Below are 21629 nucleotides of genomic sequence, written 5' to 3' on the forward strand. Positions count from 1 at the left end.
GCGGAAAAACGCTTGATCAGGTGGCGCAGTCAGGCGACCTTAACGTCAGAACCCAGGCCACTTGGGGAATGTCGGTTAAAGTTTCCGTTTTTGGTGGATGTTTGTATACTTGATTTTATCTACTTTTATTGGTGTCGCAATTTGCTCATGCAGAGGAGAAAGTTAATCAATGCACGAAGATTTCGTTTCTAGGGCCTCCCTATCCGAAACTTTCGTTTATGAAACAACGGACCAGGAAGAGGCGCTCGCTTTTGCCGAAAACTCGATTGCGCCTATGAAGGCTCAATTCGGCAAATCCGGTGGAAATTTTTCATTCCGGATAAAGACGACAAATCTTACCGACATACATTTTCTTCGTCATACGCAATATATCGAAAGCGGGGCTAGATTCGACGTTCAGTACGAAGACGATTACGTGGTATTGGAAATTCCCGTTGAAGGGTGCGCTCAGACCTGTTCAGCTGGAAAAACACATATTCTATCGGCGAACAAAACCGGATGCTTTTTCAATTCCGGACAACGTGTAATCTTTCAAGATACAGGTAGTAATGAATATGAGGCGTACAGCTTTAAAGTAAAAAAAGCCGCTCTCAGGCGTCGATTCCAGCAGTTAATCGGGGCTGATGGTGGTGGAGATATCACGTTTGCTTCATTGGTGGACCTCACCTCGGCGACGGGCAGGGAATTTCTGGCAATTGCTTCAATACCTATTGCACTAAATCTGGATCGGTGCTCAATCTGGAAAAGCCCAGCGTCGGCTGCCTTGTTCGAAGAATTTTTTTTAAATGTTCTGCTGACCAACTTCGCTCACTCTAGAATGGCAGAACTTGAGAAAAAAGTTTCGCTCTCCTCACCTTGCGCAGTCAGAAAATGTGAAGATTTCCTTCAGGCCCATGCAGAAGAGGAGGTCACTATAGGTGCGTTAGCCAAGGCGATTGGTGTTAGCGTCAGATCGCTACAACGCACTTTCCAGCAAAACACCGGAACTACCCCGATGCGACGCCTCAAGGAAATTCGTCTTGAAAAGGCACGCAAGCGCCTTTTGGATGCGAGTGACGGGGCAGGAGTTACACAGATTGCCCTTGGACTTGGGTTCTCTCACCTTGGTGCCTTCGGTGTTGACTATAAGGCCCGGTACGGAGAAAAGCCATCCGAGACTCTTAGAAGGCGTTCTTGACGCCCGAACGATTGTTCTGAAAAAGATCTATTAGCCGTGGCTCAGTAGTCCGGGGTTGCGACAGTTCATTTTCGTTGTCCCACGTCGTCCAATTCCTTTCAGGCAGATTGGCGTTTTTCTGATAGCACTTTGCGCCCATCTGATAGTTGGAGGAAGTTCCTCTCATATATTTTTTGTTGATCCCGGCGAAATAGAGGTCGGGAGATAAAAACCGATGAGAGGGCACCATGACTCAGTTCTTTAACTTAAAAGGAAAGACAGCTGTTATTACTGGAGGGACTTCGGGGATTGGGCTGGCAACTGCCAAACGGTTGGCCGCTTCGGGTGCCAACGTAGCCATAGCAGGGCGTAGATCGGCAGACGAATTGGCCGAGAGTTTTGGAGCGGTGGCATTTTCTTGTGATGTCTCCAAGGAGAATGACATCCGGGATCTAATGCATAACACCCACGACAAGTTTGGCGGACTGGATATTGTCGTGAACAATGCAGGCGTGAACGCTGGTTACAGTGAGCTAACGGAGTCCGAAGCCAAGGATTTCGACTTTAACTACAAAATAAACACGATGGGTGTTGCTAACGGGATCAAGCACGCGGCGCCTTTGATGAACGAAGGCGGCGCTATTGTAAATGTAGCTTCGGTCGCCGGGCTTCAAGGAGTAGCGTATCTGGCACCTTACGTCGCTTCAAAATGGGCCGTGATTGGTTTGACCCGCACCGCCGCCGTGGAATTGGGTGCGCGCGGTATTCGCGTTAACGCGGTTTGCCCTACTTCGGTCAATACGCCGATGGCACACGCTGAAGGTGGAGAGGCACAACTGGCAATGGAGCACAAAGCTGTTCCGCTTGGCCGAATTGCAGAGCCAGAGGAGATTGCAGCACTCGTCCATTTTCTCGTGGCTCCCGATTGTAACTTCGTAAACGGCCAAGCCATCGCAGCAGATGGCGGCTTCACCGCAGGAATGAGCATGACAGCCTACAACACACTGGCTGCCGAGTAATTCAAGCGATTAAGAATAGAAGGAGAATAGATATGGCGGCTGACGGTAAGACAAAGACGACGAATGCAGACTTCTTGCATTACTGCCTCAAGCGGACCTGGATGGCAGAAGGTGCTTCCGATGAACACGGTCAGGCTGTTGCCGATGCGCTTATGATCGGCATCTATCAGGGCAAGCTGAACCAGGGGCTGGGTGTCTACGAGGCGATCGACCTGACCAACCAGATGGGCCTGATGGACATCAAGGCTGAACCGACCATTGTCAACGAAGGCCCGTCCTGGGCGGTCTATGACGGCAAGAAATCGACCGGCTACTGGACCCTTACCAAGATGGCCAACACTGCCATCGCAAAGGCAAAGGAACACGGAATCTCCATCGTTTTCGGTGCCAACCACCACGACGCGGGCTCTTTTGGTTCCTACACATGGCTTGCGCATCAACAGAATTGCGTGGCGCAGACATCAAACAACTCGGTGCCCATGTGTGCCCCGCTGGGCGGCATGAGCAACACGCTATCTGTTCCGCCGCTGGATGCCATCGGCCCCTCGGGCGATAAGCCACCGGTCTGGATGTCGACCAAGCTGTGCGAGTGGTATGACGCTGACACTGCTCAGGCCGTGCTTCAGGGCACCAAGCTGAAGTACAATGCCGTGATCGACCCCGAGACCGGCGAGCTTGGCAATGACCTCGCACCTTATGCTGAACCGGTCGAAGGCTATGGTCGCGTCTATAACCAGTCCTGCTTCCAGGAGCTGCACGAGCCGCGCGTCTACATGCTCAACCTCTGGAATGAGCTGATGACTGCGATCATCAACCCGTTGGGCGTCATCGCCCCGGAAGTTCCCTCGCTTGGCGATATTTTGGACGGAAAGGCAGACGGTACGTCCGTTGGTGGAAGCTACTACATCTGCATCGATCCGTCGAAGTTCGGCCCTCTGGCGGACGTGCTCGCAAAGTCGGACCGCATGGCCCAGGCTGTCGAGGACAGCCCGACCCGTCCGGGTGCCCGTTCACCACGCATGCCAGGTACTGGCGGCTACAAGGGCCTGCTGGCCGGTGCTGAAGAGGTCAAGGTGCTCGACTCGCACTGGGAGCCGTACTTCAAGACCCAGGCCGGCCGCCATGGCTGGACCGAAGAAAGCTTACGCGCCGACTGGGAAGCGCAGCGCGGTTGATGAAAACTGGTCTGCCGCGACCCCTGCAGCAGACCATTTCTAGACGTATAGGAGTTGAAAGAGATGATTGATCTTTCCGGCAAAGTCGCCCTCGTCACCGGCGCGACCAAAATGAAAGGTCTCGGCAAGGCCGTGGCCGATAAACTGATTGCCTCGGGTGCGACTGTTGTCGTCACAGGCCGCGAGAAATCCATGCCCGGCGCAGAGGAAGTTGTGGAGTCTCTCAAATCCGAAGGTGGCAATGCTATGGCAGTTGCCGTTGACGTTGCATATCAGGACCAGATCGACGCGGCAGTCGCTGCTGTGACTGACTCCCACGGGGGCGTCGACATCCTCGTTAACAACGCTGGTATCGGGGCAGGCTCGCCGAGCCTTCTGGAAAACACCGAGCGAGACTGGGATTCTAATTATGCCGTAAACGTCAAGGGCACCTTCAATCTGTGCGCGGGCGTGATCCCGTCAATGCAGGCGCGCGGCGGCGGTTCGATCGTCAACGTGGCCTCCCTGGCCGGGATCGGTGCCTCGGTGGGTATGCCTTATCCTTACATCGCGACGAAGCACGCCATCGTCGGTGCGACCAAGGCGTTGGCACTGGAGTTCGCCTCGAAGGGCATCCGCGCTAACGTTGTTGCGCCGGGCGCGATTGCGACCGACATGCTGCAAACGGCCTATGAAGCCATCGCCTCGGCCAACAATATCAGTGTCGAGGAAGCGGCAAAGCTAGAGAATTCGGGCATTCCCATGGGTCGTCCGGCGGAACCTGGCGAGATCGCCGACGTGATCGCATGGCTTGCCAGCCCAATGTCAACTTACGTGACCGGCATAACCGTGCCCATCGCAGGCGGAATGAGCGCGGGCATCTAAGTATTCAGGAGCGCTCCATAACACATCTAAGCCAACTTCAGGATTGAATATGAAAATTACCAAACAATCCGGCATGTTAATGGGCAGCGAGATCGAACCGAGGTATCTCGATCTGGATGAGGCCCGCGACCGGTTCAGCAAAGTCTCCCAAGACGTGATCCCGGCCCGCTCCGGCAAAGGGTTCGCTGTCGACAAGGGGCAGATCTTCCGCATCATCGAGCTTGAGGGCGGTCAGATCGGTGATGTCTGGTTCATCAACCGCGACGACCCGTCCGAACATCTCATGAGCCACACCACCTTTCTTCACGAAGGGGCGTACCCCAAAAAGTTCAGCCAGTTCTGGTCTTGTATGCCGCATGTGCGGCCGATGGCGACAATGCTGTTAGAGCATTCAGGCAATCCCTCATTGCCCGAGAGCTTCAATAACCACGTTGTGCTTGGCGGTCATTGCACATCCCGTCAATGGGAAATCTTGAACGGTCCGGGCAAGTACAATTCCTGCCATGCCAACGGCATGCAGGCGGTCGCTCCTTTCGGTTTGGGTGAAGAGCATATCCTGCACGACAATTTCATGGTTTTTCAGCCGAGCTTCATTCAGCCGGATGGCTCCGGCGACAGTATGCCGTCGCAAGCAGAGCCCGGCGACTATGTGGAATTCGTCGCTGACATGAATCTGATCGTGGCCGTCTCGGCCTGTCCGGTCGGGGACTATGCGGTGCCCATGACCGAACCCGATAACATCACGGCCCGTCCCTTGGGCTTTGAAATATGGGAGGCTTCGGAATGAGTTTTGACGGGCAGATCGCGCTGGTGACCGGGACCAATCAGGGCCTCGGTCTGGAGCTTACCCGGCAGCTCGCCGCGGCAGGTGCGACCGTCTTTGCTACCGCTTTAGACACCGAAGCGGGCAAGGTGGCGTTGGGGGCGTTTCCGGGCGACATCCGCGTCATCTACCTCGACTTGACGAAGCCTGAGAGCATCACCGCTGCCGTCGATCATATCCGTTCAGAGGTGGGGCGCCTAGATGTTCTGGTAAACAACGCCGCCATACTGAACGACATGATGCAACAACCGTCTGAAGTTTCGGAAGGAACGCTGCGCCTCAATTTCGAAATCAACTTCTTCGGGCCGTGGCAGTTGACGCGAGAAACGTCGGATTTGATCAAAGCATCCAAGGGACGGGTGCTGAACCTCGCAACCCAGGTCGCCACGCTGACGCAGCTAGCCGACCCGGAAAGCCCACTCAAGGACGATATCTGCCCCGCCTATCAAAGTTCAAAGATCGCGCTCAACGCGATGACAGTGCTTTACGCCAAGGAGTTTCGTGAGAGCGGTGCAAGGATCAATTCGGTCTGCCCCGGCTGGGTTATGACTGACATGGGCCACAACGAGGATCTGCCGGACTACGGTGACGCGGCTCGGCCGATGAGCCCCGAAGAGGCCATTGCTGGTTATCTGTGGCTGATCGAACCCGGCGACGGCCCGACCGGTGGGTTCTTCACCAGAAGTGACAAAGTGGATTGGTAAGGGGATTGAAATGAGCGAAAAAGCCAGCCTGAATTTTGCTAAGCCCGAATTCACCTATGATGAGTTGGAGGCAAAGCTTGAAGCCTATGTGCCTCAGCCCGCCTACAAGCATGAGCACGAGGCGATCATTTGCCTCGAGGAATCAATTCGCGCCGGACGGATAGGGAATGTCGCCGTTGGCGGCTGCCTGTTTCACAATGACGGATTGATCCACCGCGACATCTCCAAAGCCGTGGCGCCCTATCACCGCACCGATCTGCACGTGGAAATGGTACTGCTGAACCAGCTGGAGGACCAGCTGTGTGACACGCCGAATCCCCGAATGCGGGACTATACGCTTTTCACCTCGCAGGAACCCTGCCCGATGTGTCTGGCCCGGATATGTTTCAACCAGGTCGGTAAGACTTATTACATCTATCGCGACGGATCCTCGCCCGAAGCGGGCGAGCAGACCAACTGGGAACGCCTGCCACCGGGGTTCCGCGGGCTGGGCGACCGGCTGGTAATCGAAGAGGCCGACTGTTCGCCGGAACTGAAGGAACTGTCGCGCCAGATCTGGCTGATCTCCATCGGCCCGGCCGTGCAGGCGTTCCGCGACCGTTACTGAATTCAACCCCAACTCGAAGGAGAAAAACATGGGTGACAAGGCAATGAATTACCCTCCGATGTCGGAGGAAAAGCTGGCCAAGCTCAAGCATTACTACGAGAACGGGACCAGCTTTGACGGCGTGCCGAAGAAAGTTCAGGACCACCTGCTGCGGGTCAAGCAGATGGGCGGCGGACAGGGCATCGAGTTTCTGTCGAACATAAACAAGGATTACCTTGGGGCTTTCATGGCGCCTTTCGGACGTGATGTAGAAAACGCTGACATCGTAATCGTGGGCGAGCCGCTGGAAAAATCAGCACCGATGAACGCGTCACACAAGTATGGACCCAAGGTTTTCCGTGAGATTTCCAAGAACTATATGGGAACCACCGAACCCTGGTTGGATGGTGATTTTGACGTGCCATTTGATGAGGCGCGGATCATGGACTACGGAAATATTGACACGTACGGCCAATTTGACCTGTCTTCAGAGGTCGAGCACATCATGGAACACTACGACAAGATCGTTAACGAGGCCGGCTGTGCTGTCTTCTCGATTGGCGGTGACCACACGGCGTCCTATCCACCGCTGCGAGCCTTAGGAAAGCGCCACGGTCCACTGAGCGTAATCCATTTTGATGCGCATTACGATCTCGTTACTTATGCGGATTTCCCTTATCCCTACCATTCGGGTGCGATGTTCTCGCGCAACTACGCCGATGGCTATGTGGACCCCAACCGGCATATTGTGATCGGTATTCGTGGTCGGATGACCGGCTTGGTTGGCGGGCATGCTGCTGCATTTGGTGTTACGGCAGTGTCTGCCGATGAAGCTCGAGCAATGGCGGCCAAGGACATGGCGCAAAAGATCATCGATGTTGTAGGCGACGGACCGACTTACATTACAATGGACTTGGATGGCCTGGATGCGATCTATAATTCAGCCTCGTCGGCGGTTGAGCCGTTCGGCCTGGACGCTGGCTGGGTTTGGGACGTGCTACGCGAAGTACGCGCCAGCGGTAAAGTCAATCTGGTCGGTTGCGATATTATGGAGTACGCGCCGCAAAACGATCCAGTCCGCACATTCGGTTACTACGCGACCGCTTTTGGTTGGAAGATGTTGTGTTGGCTAGCCGCCGATGTGGCGAAGCGAAAAGGCAAGCGAGAAGTCACTGTTTGGCCACAGGCCTTTGGCAACGTATCGCTGTGACAACAACATGGCAGGGTGGAACGGAGCTTTTCATACCTGCCTACGATTTTCTTGAATACCAGGAGAACGACATGATCACCGAAAAAGTAAATGCTCCCTTGAGCATACGGAACGACAAGCTTTTTATCGAGGATTGCAGCGCTGACGATCTTGTCGAAAAATTCGGCAGTCCAATTTTTGTGGTTTCCGAAGCAAAACTGGTGGAAAATGCCCGCGCCTACAAAGACAGCTTCGAGAAACACTGGCCCGAAGGTTCGGTGAAGGTCATGGCTGCGGTTAAGGCGAGTCCAATCACTGCAATCCGACGGGTTCTGACCCGCGAAGGCATCTGCTGTGACACTTTCGGGTTTGGAGAATTGGAATGCGCTTTGCGCGGCGGTGTAGCGCCCGAAAACATCGCAGTGAATGGATCGGCCAAAGGGCGTGATATTATTCGTCGCGCAATAGAACTTGGTTGCTACATCGTATTGGATAACCCGACCGAACTGACCTATTGCGAGGAAGAGGCCAAGGCGCTCGGCAAGCGGGCCAAGGCCGTAATCCGCATGAAACCATATCTGGAGGGTTTGGATTCTCTGTCGGACTTCCATCCGTCACGTCTCATCCGCGACATGACCCAGACAGTGAAGTATGGTATCCCTACGTCGGAATTAATGGCTATGTTGCCTAGGTTTGCTGAATGTCCCAATGTCGACCCTGTGGGCGCGCATATTCATATCGGGCGGCATTCCAAGCGTCTGGATGACTGGGTCGCATTCATGGAATCTTATGCGCTTTGGATCAAGCGAGTTAGCGATGGTCTGGGCGGCGGCTGGGCGCCGAAGGTTGTCAGCTTTGGTGGAGGTTTTGCAGCAGAAACGGATATAGAAAGTCGTGTGGCGGTGACGGATTACCAAAGCCCTACTGTCGAAGAATTCGCCGAGACTTGCTGCTCATCATTCCGCAATGCGATGCACTCTCACGGGTTGTCTACCGAGGGCATGGTGATAGAAGTTGAACCAGGGCGAGCGCTGCACAACGAAACCGGTATTCACCTGTCCAAGGTGTTGAACGTCAAGCACGAAACCGAGAACATGAAACGTAGTTGGATCGAGACCGACACCTCTGAGGTATTTCTCGGAATTGGAGGGCTGAACGTCGCGCCTCCATTCCCTTATTTGATCGCCACAAAGGCGGGGCTGCCGGCAACCGAAACCGCCGATATTGTCGGTTTGACCTGCAACTATGAATGCCTGATGGAACAGGGACCGGTACCGGCCGGTGTGAAGACCGGCGATGTTTTGGCATTTCTTAACACCGGCTCTTACATCGAAGTCTACGCATGTAACTTCAACTGCCTTCCGCGTCCTGGCACCGTTCTGGTTAACGGCGACAAGGCCGAATGGGTGAAAATGCCAGAAGATCTTGACCAAGTATTTGCCCGTGACGTGGTGCCAGAGCGGCTGGAGGATGTCTGATGACAGCTGAGCGCACTTCGTGGATGCCGTTGTTTGTCATCATCGGCTCAATGATCATGATGTATGTGACTAGCTTCGGTGTAAATGTCCTGATCGGAGCAATTGTTCAGGATTTGCAAACCACTGTTGCAAACGTCCAGTTCGTGATTGTGTCCGCTTCGCTCATTGCCGGGTCACTGATGGTGACAGCAGGCAAGCTGGGAGATAAGCTCGGCAAAAAAAAGGTGTTTGCGGCTGGGGTTGCAATCTACACTATCGGGCTCGTTGTCGTCCTATTATCCCCGAATATACAAATCTTCACGGTCGCCTGGGGACTGATCTGGCCGTTTGGAATGGTTCTGGTCATTCCCACCTCGATAGCTCTGATTATGTATTTCTACAAAGGCGAACAACGCGCCGCAGCTTTTGGCATCTACGGTGCGGTTCTCTCAATCATTTCCGCGGTTGCGCCCTTAATTGTAGGGGCGCTGTCCAATGAATTTGGCTGGCGGATCGCGCTTGCGATTTCTCCTGTTGCCGGTGTTCTAACGTTCTTGCTGGCCCTGAGCATGCCGGAAACGGATAAGAACGATAGTGTCAGTATCGACATTCAAAGCGTTCTGCTATCGTTACTTGGCTTCGGTATCTTCCTGATCGCGACCACCATGGCCAGCCAGTACGGATGGTGGACAGCCAAGCGACCGTTCGAACTTGGCGGGTCACCGCTTCCGCTGGGAGGACTATCCATCGTCCCGTACCTCTATGCAATCAGTATCGGTCTACTACTGCTGTTTGTCTTGCGCGGCGCGCGGTTAAAAGCGACCGGGAAGAGCCCCCTGATGGATATCAGCATCCTAAGCAACGGAACATTCACCGTCGGGATGCTGATCGGCGCCCTGCTATTCCTAGTAACCGCGGGGACGCTGTTTGCTCTGTCCGTCTACCTGCAGGCGGGCGTCAAGTTTGACAGTCTGTCGACCGCACTGACCCTTCTGCCGTTCTCGGCGGCCTATGCGATCGTCTCTTTTGGTACGTCCAGCCTTGGGGCGAAGATCGCACCAAAATGGATAATAATTGCAGGCAGCGCCGTGACCATTGCCGCCTTATGGTGGGTCAGCGAAGCGGCTTCGATGAAAATGTCCACGACAACCTTGCTGATACCAATGATTGTCCTAGGGAGCGGCATGGGTTCCATCATGGCGCAGATCACTTCCGTGACCATGTCTGATGTCGCCGCGGAGGATTCCGGCGATGCGTCGGGCTTATCCGAAACCCTGAAAGAAATCATCGGCCAAGGTTTTGCCGTTGCTCTCGCAGGGTCGGTTTTGTTCGGGGCCGTCTATGGATCGATGGTGGATCAATTCGACAACATTGAGCAGGTCGAACTTTCGGACGGTGATCGTCAGACGATCATTGTCGAGCTAGAAAACACGTTCCAGGAAATATCCGAAGCTGAAGAAAAGAAATGGGTCGAGGCTCTGCCGGAGAAGACCCGTCAGGCTTACCCGGCAATCGTGAGTCGGGCCGCTGACGCGGGATTGAAAACGGCTCTGATCGTGATGATGATCTGTATGGGGCTTGGCTTGGTTCTTTCTTTTTTTCTGCCAGCCAAGCGACTGGAAGCAGACAGTACGGAGTAAAAAAGAACATCATACCCCTTCTTTTACCGTCTCGCACACAAAGCACGAACAACGCCAAACGCAGGATCTAGTTCACCAATACTTGAGGCGAATGGTAAAGTTGGCATGCCATGAGTTGCGATAGGCTAAGACGCGTCTAAAAGCTCACATCCAGTTAAGAGCAGAATTACCGAACGGTCCGCAGAGCAGACGTTAGTAGTGCCGGCACCGAGTGACAGCATTAAGAAAATTGCCTCCGACCACAACAACTAGACTGATGTGGCTTTCTTGGTTTCGAGAGCGTGAAAATACTTAAACTCGAGTAAACTTGACTTTTGAAATATCTCCGCGTAAAAACTCACCGTGGCGCAAGAGTCGCTGGCCTTGTGCGAGCCCGTTTCAGCGCCATTGGGGGAACAACGCAAAAGCCTACCGCTTCCGGGCACTGGGAGGAAGACATGAAATTCTGGAGAAACACCGTAGGAGTTGCGGTCGGTGCTGGTCTTGCCGGATTGGTAGGATCAACAAGCATGGCAGCAGACGAAACCCTGACAGTAGGGATGCCCGTCGCCCAGACTGAGTTCATGGCGCTTTTTGATCAGGCGCTGGCTGGCGGCTTTCTTCTTGCCGTTGAAGAGATCAATTCAGCCGGGGGCATTGATGGGCGCATCAAAATCAACGTGATCCAGAAGGACACCCGGTCCGACGCAGCCCAGTCGATGTTGTTGTCGCAGGAAATGATCGACGACGGTGCCGAGGTTCTGTTCATCTCGTCCGGTACAGCAGATGTATTCGCGGCGGGCCCGATGATCTCGGCTGCGGAGAAGCTGGCCCTGACGGCGTCGACCAACCCCAGTTTTCAGGCCGTAGCAGGCGACTATGTCAAAACCCTTGGGCCCGGCGACAATCAATCAGGATCGGCGCTCGCGACCTTCGCGCGCGAAAGTCTGGGCATCGAAACAGCCTTTCTCGTCGTCTCGCCAGATGACCCCTTCACCGCGAACTCGCCCCGCTACTTCGCTGAGATCTTCGAAAAGAAAGGGGGCAAGATTGTTGGCGAGGCGTCGTTCAACCTTTTCCAGGGAGAATTTGGCACCATCGTGCAGCAGATCAAGAATATGGAAACTCAACCGGATGCGATCATGACCTACATGTTCGAACCGGATTTCCCGGTCTTTGCCAAGCAATTGCGCGCCGCCGGCATCACATCGAAACTCATCGTCGGAGACGGGATCGACACGCCGTCCGTCGTTCCGCTGAGTGAATCCGTAAGCGGGATCTATCATTTCACCACTTTGCCTGAAGGCATCTCGGATGCCCCACAGTTTGCCAATCTCGTTGGTGCAATCCGCGCGGCATATGGACCTGAGATGACGCTCGATGCTTTCACCGCTTGGGGCTATACTTCGGCCAAGCTGGTTGAAGCAGCTGTGATCGCGACCGGTTCAACCGAGGCACCGGTTCTGAACGATTGGATTTCAAATCTCGAGAATTACGATTCCGGCACCGCCAAGCTGACCTGGAAGGGTATCGGTTCGCAACCGCTTGCCGATTACCACTTTGTAGAACTGAAGGATGGTGCGCGGGTCTATCTAGGATCGGCACGTGTTGATCCGGCAGATATTCCCGCTGCAATCGAGTAAAACCGACTGGACGGATGCAGGCATCGCCCTGCACCCACCACCAATAGCTTCAACTTGTCCAAAGTTATCCCGTCGGGCATTCAACGGCACTGCGATCCTAAGCTGTGACCTATAATGTCCGCGAAGCATGACCAGCCCCGGTGAAGTAAGGTTCAGGAACATGTCGGCGAATAGAAGGTTTACATGGGAACGCAGGCACGCTCGGGCATTGCAAACGACGCTCATCTTGTCTTGCATATTGATCCTGATCGTCCTTGGAGCGGAATGGCTGCGTTCTGGTGGCGTTATTTCCAAAACCGACCGTAGCCAGGTCTGGCTTTTGATCGTCAATGTCATCGCCGTTCTCGGGCTTCAGGTCTATTCCGGCAACACTGGCAAAATGAACATTAGCCATGTGGCGTTCATCGCGATCGGCGCCTATGTGTCGGCCCTGTTCACGATTAACCCGGCGGTCAAGAAATCGGTTCTTAAAGGTTTGCCCGACTGGCTCTACGCCACCAATCTTGACATCGTTTGTGCGATGTTGATCGCCATCTTTATCGCAGGTATCATGGCTTGGCTTGTGGGTTTCATAATTGTGCGACTGGGATATGATGGCGTCATCATTTCGACCTTCGCGCTTCTGCTGATTGTGCAAACAGTGATTTTGGCCGCCAAGGGTTGGACCAACGGGCTGACCTCGATCTACGGCATGCCAAGGTTTTCCTCACCTTGGCTCCTGCTTGGAGTGGCTATTGCGGCGATTGTTGTATCTGTCGGTTTTAAGGAAAGCCGCCTGGGCCTCCAGACCCGTGCTGCGCGGGACGATAAGACATCGGCCGAAGCCATGGGTGTTAACACCAAGCGTCTCAACCATCTTGCATGGGTCATCGGTGCTGTTCTCGCCGCCGCGGCCGGCGCCGCGATGGTGCATGTTGTCGGCGCTGCTAGCCCCCGCAACTTCTACCTGGTCTTCACGATCGAACTGATCGCGATGATGGTTCTTGGCGGGCAGCGCTCCGTCACCGGTGCGTTTTTTGGTGCCGTGCTCGTAACCGGGCTAATCATCTTTGTGCGAGAATTTGAGGGTGGGTTTGTCATCGGATCGTTTGAAGTACCGCCGCTCTTCGGAGCGACCCAATTGGTGCTGTCCTTCGCGATCCTGTCGATCCTGTATTTCAATCCGGACGGCATGTTCGGCCTGAAAGAGGCGGTCTTAGCTCGTCTGCTGCCCAATCCGCCCCGGGCTCTGGAAACCCACGAGATCGACCTGCATTCCAACGGTGAGCTGAAGATCGACGGGCTGACAAAGGAATTCGGTGGCTTGAAGGCCCTAAACGAGGCGAGCTTCTCCGTTCATCCCGGCGAAATCCTCGGCCTGATCGGCCCAAACGGCGCCGGGAAATCAACGCTCATAAATACCACGATGGGCACATATTTCGCAACATCCGGATCGATAAGCGTCGATGGTCTGGAAGCAACACTCTGGCCAGCCTACCGGCTGGCACGAGGGGGAATTGGACGTACATTCCAGCAAATCAAGCTGGCGAACACGTTGACCGTCCTGGAAAACGTCATGTTGCCGCTCGCCGTAATGGCACCGGGTGACGAGGCGATCGAGGCTCGGGCCATGGGCTGGCTTAACCGGTTAAAAATCCGACAGTTTGCGGAGTTGCGACCGAATGAGCTGGCCTATGGTGACCAGCGCAGGGTCGAGATCGCTCGAGCCCTGGCCCTGGCTCCGACATTCCTGTTGCTAGACGAACCGGCTGCTGGGATGAACCACGAGGAAACGGATGATCTGCGGCAGTTGCTCACGAATATCCGTGACGAGTTGGGCATCGGCATCATTATCGTCGAACATGATCTGCCGCTGATCATGACCATGTGCGACAAGATTGTGGTGCTGAACCGTGGCAACCTGATTGCGACAGGCACACCGAAGGAGATCCAGTCCAACCCCGAAGTGATTGAGGCCTATATAGGCCGCGAAGAAGACCAGCCGAAGATGGCCGCCGGAAAGGCAGGTGACCTATGACCAGCCAGCCCATTCTGACCGTCGACGATATCGTCGTGAAATATGGAGCCGTCACTGCTGTCAAAAGCGTGAGCCTGAATGTGCATCAAGGTGAAATCGTAACCGTGCTGGGGGCGAATGGTGCCGGAAAATCTTCTCTCCTAAAGGCATTGGTGGGTTTGACCCCGACCTATTCCGGCAAAGTCAAATTCTTTGGGCAAGACATCACTGGTGCGCACACGGAAAAGCTTGTGCCAATGGGTCTGACCCTGACGCCAGAAGGCCGCAACGTGTTTCCCAACCTTTCGGTGCGTGACAACCTGATCCTGGGCGGGGCAACGACCAAGAACGAGAATCAGAACGAGAGCATGGAGCGGATGCTGGAGCAGTTTCCGATCCTGCGGGAACGCTCGGATCAGATGGCGGGCACCCTGTCAGGCGGAGAACAGCAGATGCTGGCAATCGCCCGATCGCTGATGTCGCATCCCAAACTGCTCATTCTGGACGAGCCTTCACTGGGCCTTGCTCCGGTAATCATTGGAGAGGTTTTCCACCTGATCGACCGTCTACGGGACGAAGGCACGACCATTCTGCTGGTTGAACAAAATGTCGCTCAATCTCTGGCTATTGCGGACCGGGCATATCTTCTGGAACTGGGCAACGTGACACGTGAAGGCACCGCAGCCGAGTTTCTTAAAGGCGTGGACCTCAAGTCGATTTACCTGGGAGGGTAACATGGCAGATCTATTCCAGTTTGCAGTCAACGCACTCAGCCTTGGCGGGACCTATGCCCTTCTGGCGATCGGCATCGCGCTGGTCTATTCGGTAATGGGCTTTCTTAACATCGCTCATGGCGATCTGCTGACGCTTTGCGGTTACGGCATGTTCTTTGCGATCGGTTTCGGCCTGCCTTGGCCACTGGTTATGGGCATCGGCGTTATTGTTGCCGGGATTGGTTCGGTGCTGATGGAGCGGGTGGCGTTCAGGCCGATGCGAGGGGCGAGCTACGATACATTGCTTCTGACCTCGTTCGCTTTGTCGGCGGCCATCCACGTGGTGTTGCAGATCGCGATCGATGCGCGGCCCAAGCCGGTGCCGCTACCATCGTTTTTGTCCGGCTCGTTCAATGTCAGTGGCTTGGTGTTTGGCGCTGGCCAGACCATCGCCATTGTCGTCACCGTTCTGGCCCTGGTCGCACTGACACTGTTCTTGCGGCGCACGACGCTCGGCCTTGCAATGCAGGCGGCAGCGCAGGATTTCGACACCACCCGATTAATGGGCATCAACGCTGACCGGGTGATCGCCACCGCTTTCTTCATCGCTGGTATTCTGGCCGGGATTGCCGGTGTCCTCATAATAGCCCAGAGAGGTTCGGTCGATCCACTGATGTCGATGAACCCGCTGATCAAGGCGCTGATCGCAGCCATCGTGGGTGGAACAGGCAGCCTTTATGGGCCAGTTCTTGGCGGGATCATCCTGGGTGTGCTGGAATCGGTGTTCCAGACCATTCTGCCCGGTGAGGCGCTGTTGTTCCGCGATCCGTTGGTCCTGTCACTACTGGTTGCGTTCCTGTTGTTCGCACCGAATGGCATCACCGGTTCAAAATTCGAACGTGCGCGGTGATGTGGCTGAAGCAAAATCTTACGGGAGTTACATACATGACCACCCACCCCCAAAGCACCGCCTGGGCGCAGGATCGCGACCACCTATTGCACCCCTATGCCGATTTCTCGACCTTCCATGACCAGGGCAGCCAGGTGATTTCTGGCGCGTCAGGAATGCACGTCAACGACGATCAGGGCCGGCAATTCCTTGACGGTATAGCTGGGCTTTGGTGCGTCAACATCGGGCATGGTCGCCGCGACATGGCCGAGGCCATCGCCGATCAGGTCATGCAGATGCAGTATTACAATCCGTTTGGTCATTCGACCAACGAACCTGCCTCGGAACTCGGAGCTTGGCTCGCTGCCCATGCGCCCGGCAATCTGAACCATGTCTACTATACCTGTGGCGGCTCGACGGCCAATGACGCGGCCATTCGGCTCGTACACTACTACAACACTATGCGCGGACTGCACCGAAAGAAGATAATCATCAGCCGCAACAACGGCTACCACGGGGCCACCTATGTGGCCGCAGAGCTAACCGGCATCCATGCCACGAAGACCAGCTTTGATCGCATCGGGCAGGACTTCATTCACCATGTCTCGGCGGCAAACATGTATGCCAAGCCCGACAACATGGCCGAGGGCTCCTATTGCGATTTCCTCGTGCAGGAATTCGAGAACCGCATTGAGCAGTTGAGTCCAGACAATGTCGCAGCCTTCATTGCCGAACCCGTAATGGGCGCCGGTGGAGTACTGGTGGCCCCAAAGGGTTATCACCGTCGGATGTGGGAGGTCTGTAAGAAGTACGACATGCTCTACATCGCCGACGAGGTTGTGACCGCCTTCGGGCGTCTCGGCCATTGGTTCGCATCTGAAGACGTATTCGGCTATCAGCCCGACATCCTGGTGTCGGCCAAGGGCATCACCTCAGGCTATGTGCCTTTGGGGGCGACCCTGATTTCCGATGAGATCTACGAGGTGATTAGCAAGCCTCAATGCGAAGGCGGTGTGTTCTCAATGGGGCTGACCTATTTCGGCCACCCGGTAGCCTGCAGGGCGGCGCTGAAGAACGTCGAGATCATGGAAAAGGAGAACCTGCTGGGTAATGCAGCCGACGTCGGACCATATCTGCAACAGAGCGCACAAAGCCTTTTGAACTCACCTCTGGTGGGTGACGTGCGCGGCGACGGTCTGATGCTGGCGGTAGACCTGGTGGCCGACAAAAGGACTAAAGCCCCAATGCCCGTCAGCGCCAAGACAGGAGACCGGGTGTTCCGCAAATGCGTGGAAAAGGGAGTTATCGTCCGTCCGGTCGGCGACCGCATCGTGCTGTCGCCGCCAATCATCATCGACAAAGTACAGATCGACACCATCATCGCGACCCTATCCGAAGCCCTTTCGGAAGTGCAGGCCGACATCTGAGTGCACGGCATCGGTGCCAAAGGAGAAACACATGAGCAAATCGATCGAAGGCGCCCAGCGGCTGTTGGAGCCTCAGCAGGTCGGCTCGGTGGGTGGCAGCACCGTGATGGTGATCGAACCGTCGATATTAGGCCTGTTGGAAGAAATGCAGGACCGTTCTGATCGTTTAGTGCGTGCCTGCAAGGGGGAGAAGCCACGCCCGGGGGGGATGAAATCCGTATGCCCGGTGAGAAAGGCTGGAAAGAAATGCAAAGGTGGCGATGTGAAAATCCTCCAGTCGCACTGTACGGCCCACCCATCGATTGCAACCAGATCCAACGTCGACATTGAGGCGGAACGAAACGCCTTCAACCCAAACCTAGGAGCGATGGTATGAGCGGTGCGGAACTGACTGGAAAAACGGCCCTGGTGACCGGAGCGGGACGTGCACGCGGCATTGGGCGCGCCATTGCCGTCGCACTAGTCGAGCGGGGCGCCAATGTGGTGATGATCGACAAGGCCGGAGCCGAGACACAGGAGAGCATCAAATCGCAGTTCGGCGAAAGTGCTGGGAAAGTAGTATTCTGCGAGGCCGATGTGACGCGCCCTGCCGATGCCGAGGCCGCTGTTGGTTGTGCCGTTGCCGAGTTCGGCGGGCTCGACATTTTAGTCAACAATGCCGGCGTCGGACGCGGCTCGCCGGACTTTCTGGAACTGACCGAGAAGGACTGGACCCTGTCGCTCGACGTGAATTTGCGTGGCGTTGCCAATTTCTGCCGTGCGGCTATCCCCGAACTTCGCAAGTCTGACGCGGCAGCTATCGTAAATGTGGCGTCACTCTCCGGGCTAAGAGCCATCCCACTGATCCCGGCCTGCTATACAGCGTCGAAATTTGCCGTGGTCGGCATGACTAAACAGCTTGCCCTACAACTCGCCCCCGAAAACATCCGCGTGAACGCCATTTGTCCTGGTTCAGTGCGCACCGACATGATGCAAACGGTTATGGAGGACATTGCTGCGGCAGAAGGCATTTCAGTAGAAGAGGCAGAAGCCCACGAGGCTGCAACAATAGCTCTAGGCCGTGCCGCAGAACCATCCGAGATTGGTCAGGTTGCTGCCTACCTGGCTGGACCAGCTGGGTCATACGTCACTGGAGAAACGCTCACGGTGTCAGGCGGAATGTTCAACGGGCTTTAGCCCGCAACCGCCTGCCAGACTCCATCGCTGATCCCTGCCGACAGACCGCCATCCAGATTGATCGCCTGCCCTGTCAGGAATGCACAATCGTTGGCAACCAGCGCATGCACAAGGGCAGCCACTTCCTCGGGCTCGCAGATGCGGCTAAGGGGAGTTGCTGCAGCTTCGACGGCGAGCAGGTCCTCGCCACCATTCGCAAGCGCCATCGGCGTGCGCACCGATCCGGGACAGATTGCGTTGACCCGAATACCACGCGACGCAAGTTCCATAGCGGCCACCTTGGTCAGCGCGAGAATGGCTGATTTAGATGCTGCATAGGTTCCAAGGCTGGACACACCCAACACTGCGCTGACGGACGAGATGTTCACGATAGCCCCGCCATCCTCCAGCTTGGGGCCCGCGTGTTTCGTGGCGAACATCACACTGTTTGTGTTGACCGCGAAGCACTTGGCCAAATCGGCCTCGTCGGCCTGATCCAGCGTATCGTAGCCACTGTGTACCCCAGCATTGTTTACCACGATGTCCAACCGCCCGGTTTGGACAAGGGCATGGTCAACAAGCGCCTGAACACCATCTTCGCGGCTGACATCAGTCTTTTTCGACATCCTGTCCGCAATATCGACGTTAAGGTCGCCTATGATCACGGATGCACCAGCCTCACGCAGGCGTCTTGTAATCGCCGCACCAATGCCCTGAGCGCCACCCGTGACAATCGCCGTTTTGCCTTCAAGAGAAAACAGCTTTGTCATTTGTCTGATCCTTCATTTCTATCTTTCAGTTCCAGAACCGGCGGAATGAAGTTGGACAAGTAACCGATCATCGCGAGCTTGGCCTCTTCAACGATCTCATCAGAAAGGTTGCCGTTTACATTGTGATCAAGTTCGAAAATCGCATCGATCATGGTAACCGTGTATTTCAGCCTTTGGGAGAAATTCATGATCTTCGGCATCACGAACAATTCGTGAAACCCTGCTTCCAACGTCGCGATATAAGCCTCGACGCTTTCCTTGTCGACGTTTTTGACCTCATGCGGCATCGTCGCTCCAAGAAGGACTTTGCGAGCAACCGGATCGGATCGATATATTGCGGCAGAGCGGTCGATCAGTGAGGCCACAAAGTTCTGCCATGTGCCGGAATTGTCTTTTTCAATTGGTTTGGCGGCTTCTGTCCCGAATGCTTCACCCAATTCCATCGCTAGGGCGCTGAACACGTCATATTTGTTTGCGAAGAAATGATAGGCTGAGCCTTCTGGCACGTCTGCTTTCTTCGCAATGTCCTTAAACGAGATTTCTTGTGGATCCCGTGTCTTAAGGAAGTGGCGTGCCGCTTCGACAAGCCGCTTGCGCCGACGAACACCGCGCTCTTGCTTCGACGATACTTCCCGGCGCAGCCCTATGACTTGTCTTGTGTTCACTTGGGTTTCCTCGCTTTTCTTCAGATACCATCCGCCAAAACCAGCACACCTGACCCTTGCCGTGCATGGCAGCATTTGTGCTCCTGCCAGTGAACTTGGTCTTAGCCCCAGCATTACCAGACCGTCGCGCCGTTTGTAGCGTCCCTTGTCTCGATATTGTCGGAGAGAAGACAAAGCAACTCCAGAAAAAGCGCCGCCACTATGTGGGCGCAGTATCCGTTCTCATCGCGATCGGGGTTTGATTTGACCATGTCTGCCCCGATGACATTCATTTCCCGGGCACGCAGGATCAATGAGCGCACCTGTTGCGGCTCCAGCCCAAATTGTGCCGGACCTGTTTTACCCAAAACCGTGGTTGCCGCTAGTTTCCTGGCACTTTCGCCGATCATGTCCGCCAGGGCCGCATCCACGTGGTCAGCCACATCCTCGAGGTTTCTACCCGAGCGCGGCAGTGAACACATATTGGGCGGCTCGTTCATGTCACGCTCCAAACCCGGTGAAATTCATGCTGCACTCGACTACTCGGCCACCCAGCATCGGAGCCAGTTTCTCCATCGACTTCTCGTTGATCGGTTGTAGAATTATCGGTAGGATGCGCTGGAATTCCTTTCCTTCAATCTCGTCAAAATGCATTGTCCAGTTCATGAGTCCTGAATCGGGGCCTGTCATCTCGACAGCGATTTGTGCAACATAGTCCCTGATTGGAAACCCGGGGCCGGCGGCCTTGTAGATATAGCGGCGCGGCGCATCCCAAAGCATGACCTCTTCGAAAACGTCACCGAAGAAAGTGAACTCCACATTGAAGCGGGTCTCACCGTCGGGGCCTGGTTCGTGGTGATGCACTTGCTTGGCCAATAGGTACCAATCGGTGATCCGGTCAGGGTCACATATGATCTCGAAAACCTCTTCGCCCGTTTTGCCGGAAAATTCAATCACCGCGCGCTGTCGCTCAGGCGCCGTGGTGAAATCTGCGATGGTCTGCTCCCGACCGTGCATCGTTTTCTACCTCATACTGTCGAGAATTGACAATAACAGGTGTTAAGAAAAAATCAAGTTAACTCGAGTTTTACAGGCGGACTCGGAAATTTTAAGGTCTTGTCAGATTAACTTTGCTTGAGGCGGGCACCCGCAGTCGGAGCGTGCACCTCACCTCCTGTCACTGCCCCGGTCTATGGGAGGGATGGTTTGTTATCCGGGACAATCAATTGAGAAACCGTCGCCCCCACTCTTTGCACACATCCCCAATTCAGAAATTTGAGGTAGAGCATGCCAAGACCTAAGACACCTATCGCCAAGGCCAAGCTGACAGGGGCCTATGACAAGCACCCAGAGCGCTACAGAGGCCGTAACGAGCCCCGGGGGCTGGCTGAACTTGGCGAGCCTCCAGATTATCTCAGTGAAACACAGAAAGAAGCATGGATAGCCTTCGCAGAAGAACTGCCGTGGCTCGTTTACAGCGACCGCGCGTTGCTTGAATCGGCCTGCATTCTACGAGCAAGGGTTCGGGAAGAAGATGTGGTGACCGCTTCTGTGCTATGCGAGCTTAGATTGCACGTCAGTGCTTTAGGTGGATGTCCGACGAACAGGAGCAACATTCAGATGCCAGACGACGAAGTCGATGACGAGTGGGCGCAGTTTCTCTAAGGCCGAAGCCTGCTTTGGCTTGCAGAGCGGTCGTTCAAGCAAGTTGCAGCGAATGACATGTGTGGATGGCTCCTTCCTAGCAAGACATTTTTGATCTGATTTGCGCATTTGTCAGAAGCAGTCATGTGTCCGGCC

General features: G+C 55.1%; 22 protein-coding genes. 18 read left to right on the forward strand and 4 right to left on the reverse strand.

Going from position 1 to position 21629, the window contains the following annotated elements; all coding sequences use genetic code 11:
- Positions 1–169: 169 nt before the first annotated feature.
- The 17 genes from AC2FIR_RS23015 to AC2FIR_RS23095 all read left to right on the forward strand — a co-directional run bounded on the left by AC2FIR_RS23015 (position 170) and on the right by AC2FIR_RS23095 (position 18436).
- Positions 170–1177: an AraC family transcriptional regulator gene (locus AC2FIR_RS23015; protein ID WP_496763317.1), complete on the forward strand. Its 1008-nt coding sequence runs from the start codon at positions 170–172 to the stop codon at positions 1175–1177.
- A 227-nt stretch (positions 1178–1404) separates the two neighbouring features.
- On the forward strand, positions 1405–2175 hold the full coding sequence (locus AC2FIR_RS23020) for an SDR family oxidoreductase (protein ID WP_170499292.1): 771 nt from the start codon (positions 1405–1407) through the stop codon (positions 2173–2175).
- Positions 2176–2207: 32 nt separating this feature from the next.
- Positions 2208–3350: an Ldh family oxidoreductase gene (locus AC2FIR_RS23025; protein ID WP_170499293.1), complete on the forward strand. Its 1143-nt coding sequence runs from the start codon at positions 2208–2210 to the stop codon at positions 3348–3350.
- 63 nt (positions 3351–3413) lie between these two features.
- Positions 3414–4214 carry an SDR family oxidoreductase gene (locus AC2FIR_RS23030; protein WP_170499294.1) on the forward strand — a complete coding sequence of 267 codons (801 nt, stop codon included), beginning with the start codon at positions 3414–3416 and terminating at the stop codon, positions 4212–4214.
- A gap of 49 nt (positions 4215–4263) precedes the next feature.
- Complete coding sequence (locus AC2FIR_RS23035; RefSeq protein WP_496747902.1) at positions 4264–5001, forward strand: DUF1989 domain-containing protein; 738 nt, start codon at positions 4264–4266, stop codon at positions 4999–5001.
- Positions 4998–5741: an SDR family NAD(P)-dependent oxidoreductase gene (locus AC2FIR_RS23040; protein ID WP_170499296.1), complete on the forward strand. Its 744-nt coding sequence runs from the start codon at positions 4998–5000 to the stop codon at positions 5739–5741. Before AC2FIR_RS23035 ends, AC2FIR_RS23040 begins: the two co-directional genes overlap by 4 nt.
- Positions 5742–5751: 10 nt before the next feature.
- Positions 5752–6348 (forward strand): cytidine/deoxycytidylate deaminase family protein, encoded by a 597-nt coding sequence (locus AC2FIR_RS23045; RefSeq protein WP_170537771.1) that lies wholly within the window; start codon positions 5752–5754, stop codon positions 6346–6348.
- Positions 6349–6376: 28 nt separating this feature from the next.
- Entirely contained in the window at positions 6377–7537 is a 1161-nt protein-coding gene (locus AC2FIR_RS23050; RefSeq protein ID WP_170499298.1) for an arginase family protein, read from the forward strand.
- Positions 7438–8994: a diaminopimelate decarboxylase family protein gene (locus AC2FIR_RS23055; protein ID WP_496747906.1), complete on the forward strand. Its 1557-nt coding sequence runs from the start codon at positions 7438–7440 to the stop codon at positions 8992–8994. Before AC2FIR_RS23050 ends, AC2FIR_RS23055 begins: the two co-directional genes overlap by 100 nt.
- Positions 8994–10613 (forward strand): MFS transporter, encoded by a 1620-nt coding sequence (locus tag AC2FIR_RS23060; protein ID WP_170499300.1) that lies wholly within the window; start codon positions 8994–8996, stop codon positions 10611–10613. The genes AC2FIR_RS23055 and AC2FIR_RS23060 overlap by 1 nt, the downstream gene beginning before the upstream one ends.
- 437 nt (positions 10614–11050) lie before the next feature.
- Positions 11051–12235 (forward strand): ABC transporter substrate-binding protein, encoded by a 1185-nt coding sequence (locus tag AC2FIR_RS23065; RefSeq protein WP_170499301.1) that lies wholly within the window; start codon positions 11051–11053, stop codon positions 12233–12235.
- 226 nt (positions 12236–12461) lie between these two features.
- A complete protein-coding gene (locus AC2FIR_RS23070; RefSeq protein WP_496747911.1) occupies positions 12462–14252 on the forward strand; it encodes a branched-chain amino acid ABC transporter ATP-binding protein/permease in 1791 nt (596 codons plus the stop codon).
- Positions 14249–14965 carry an ABC transporter ATP-binding protein gene (locus AC2FIR_RS23075; RefSeq protein ID WP_496763319.1) on the forward strand — a complete coding sequence of 239 codons (717 nt, stop codon included), beginning with the start codon at positions 14249–14251 and terminating at the stop codon, positions 14963–14965. The genes AC2FIR_RS23070 and AC2FIR_RS23075 overlap by 4 nt, the downstream gene beginning before the upstream one ends.
- Before the next feature lies 1 nt (position 14966).
- Complete coding sequence (locus AC2FIR_RS23080) at positions 14967–15854, forward strand: branched-chain amino acid ABC transporter permease (protein ID WP_496747917.1); 888 nt, start codon at positions 14967–14969, stop codon at positions 15852–15854.
- Positions 15855–15889: 35 nt separating this feature from the next.
- Complete coding sequence (locus tag AC2FIR_RS23085) at positions 15890–17260, forward strand: aminotransferase (RefSeq protein WP_496747919.1); 1371 nt, start codon at positions 15890–15892, stop codon at positions 17258–17260.
- 31 nt (positions 17261–17291) lie between these two features.
- Positions 17292–17636, forward strand: a complete 345-nt coding sequence (locus tag AC2FIR_RS23090) for a hypothetical protein (RefSeq protein WP_496747921.1) — start codon at positions 17292–17294, stop codon at positions 17634–17636.
- Positions 17633–18436 (forward strand): SDR family oxidoreductase, encoded by an 804-nt coding sequence (locus tag AC2FIR_RS23095; RefSeq protein WP_170499307.1) that lies wholly within the window; start codon positions 17633–17635, stop codon positions 18434–18436. The genes AC2FIR_RS23090 and AC2FIR_RS23095 overlap by 4 nt, the downstream gene beginning before the upstream one ends.
- Here the strand turns inward: AC2FIR_RS23095 and AC2FIR_RS23100 are convergent.
- The 4 genes from AC2FIR_RS23100 to AC2FIR_RS23115 are packed head-to-tail and all read right to left on the reverse strand — an operon-like array spanning position 18433 to position 20846.
- Positions 18433–19185: an SDR family NAD(P)-dependent oxidoreductase gene (locus AC2FIR_RS23100; RefSeq protein WP_496747923.1), complete on the reverse strand. Its 753-nt coding sequence runs from the start codon at positions 19183–19185 to the stop codon at positions 18433–18435. The genes AC2FIR_RS23095 and AC2FIR_RS23100 overlap by 4 nt on opposite strands.
- Positions 19182–19964 (reverse strand): TetR/AcrR family transcriptional regulator, encoded by a 783-nt coding sequence (locus tag AC2FIR_RS23105; protein WP_496747925.1) that lies wholly within the window; start codon positions 19962–19964, stop codon positions 19182–19184. Before AC2FIR_RS23105 ends, AC2FIR_RS23100 begins: the two co-directional genes overlap by 4 nt.
- Entirely contained in the window at positions 19964–20329 is a 366-nt protein-coding gene (locus AC2FIR_RS23110; RefSeq protein WP_496747926.1) for an arginase family protein, read from the reverse strand. Before AC2FIR_RS23110 ends, AC2FIR_RS23105 begins: the two co-directional genes overlap by 1 nt.
- A 1-nt stretch (position 20330) precedes the next feature.
- Positions 20331–20846, reverse strand: coding sequence for an SRPBCC family protein (locus AC2FIR_RS23115; protein ID WP_496763321.1), 516 nt, complete (start codon positions 20844–20846; stop codon positions 20331–20333).
- A gap of 270 nt (positions 20847–21116) precedes the next feature.
- Here AC2FIR_RS23115 and AC2FIR_RS23120 point away from each other — a divergent pair, with 270 nt between their 5' ends.
- Complete coding sequence (locus AC2FIR_RS23120) at positions 21117–21494, forward strand: hypothetical protein (protein WP_496763325.1); 378 nt, start codon at positions 21117–21119, stop codon at positions 21492–21494.
- The last annotated feature ends 135 nt before the right edge of the window (positions 21495–21629 follow it).

Source organism: Ruegeria sp. CDSB136 (assembly GCF_059610965.1).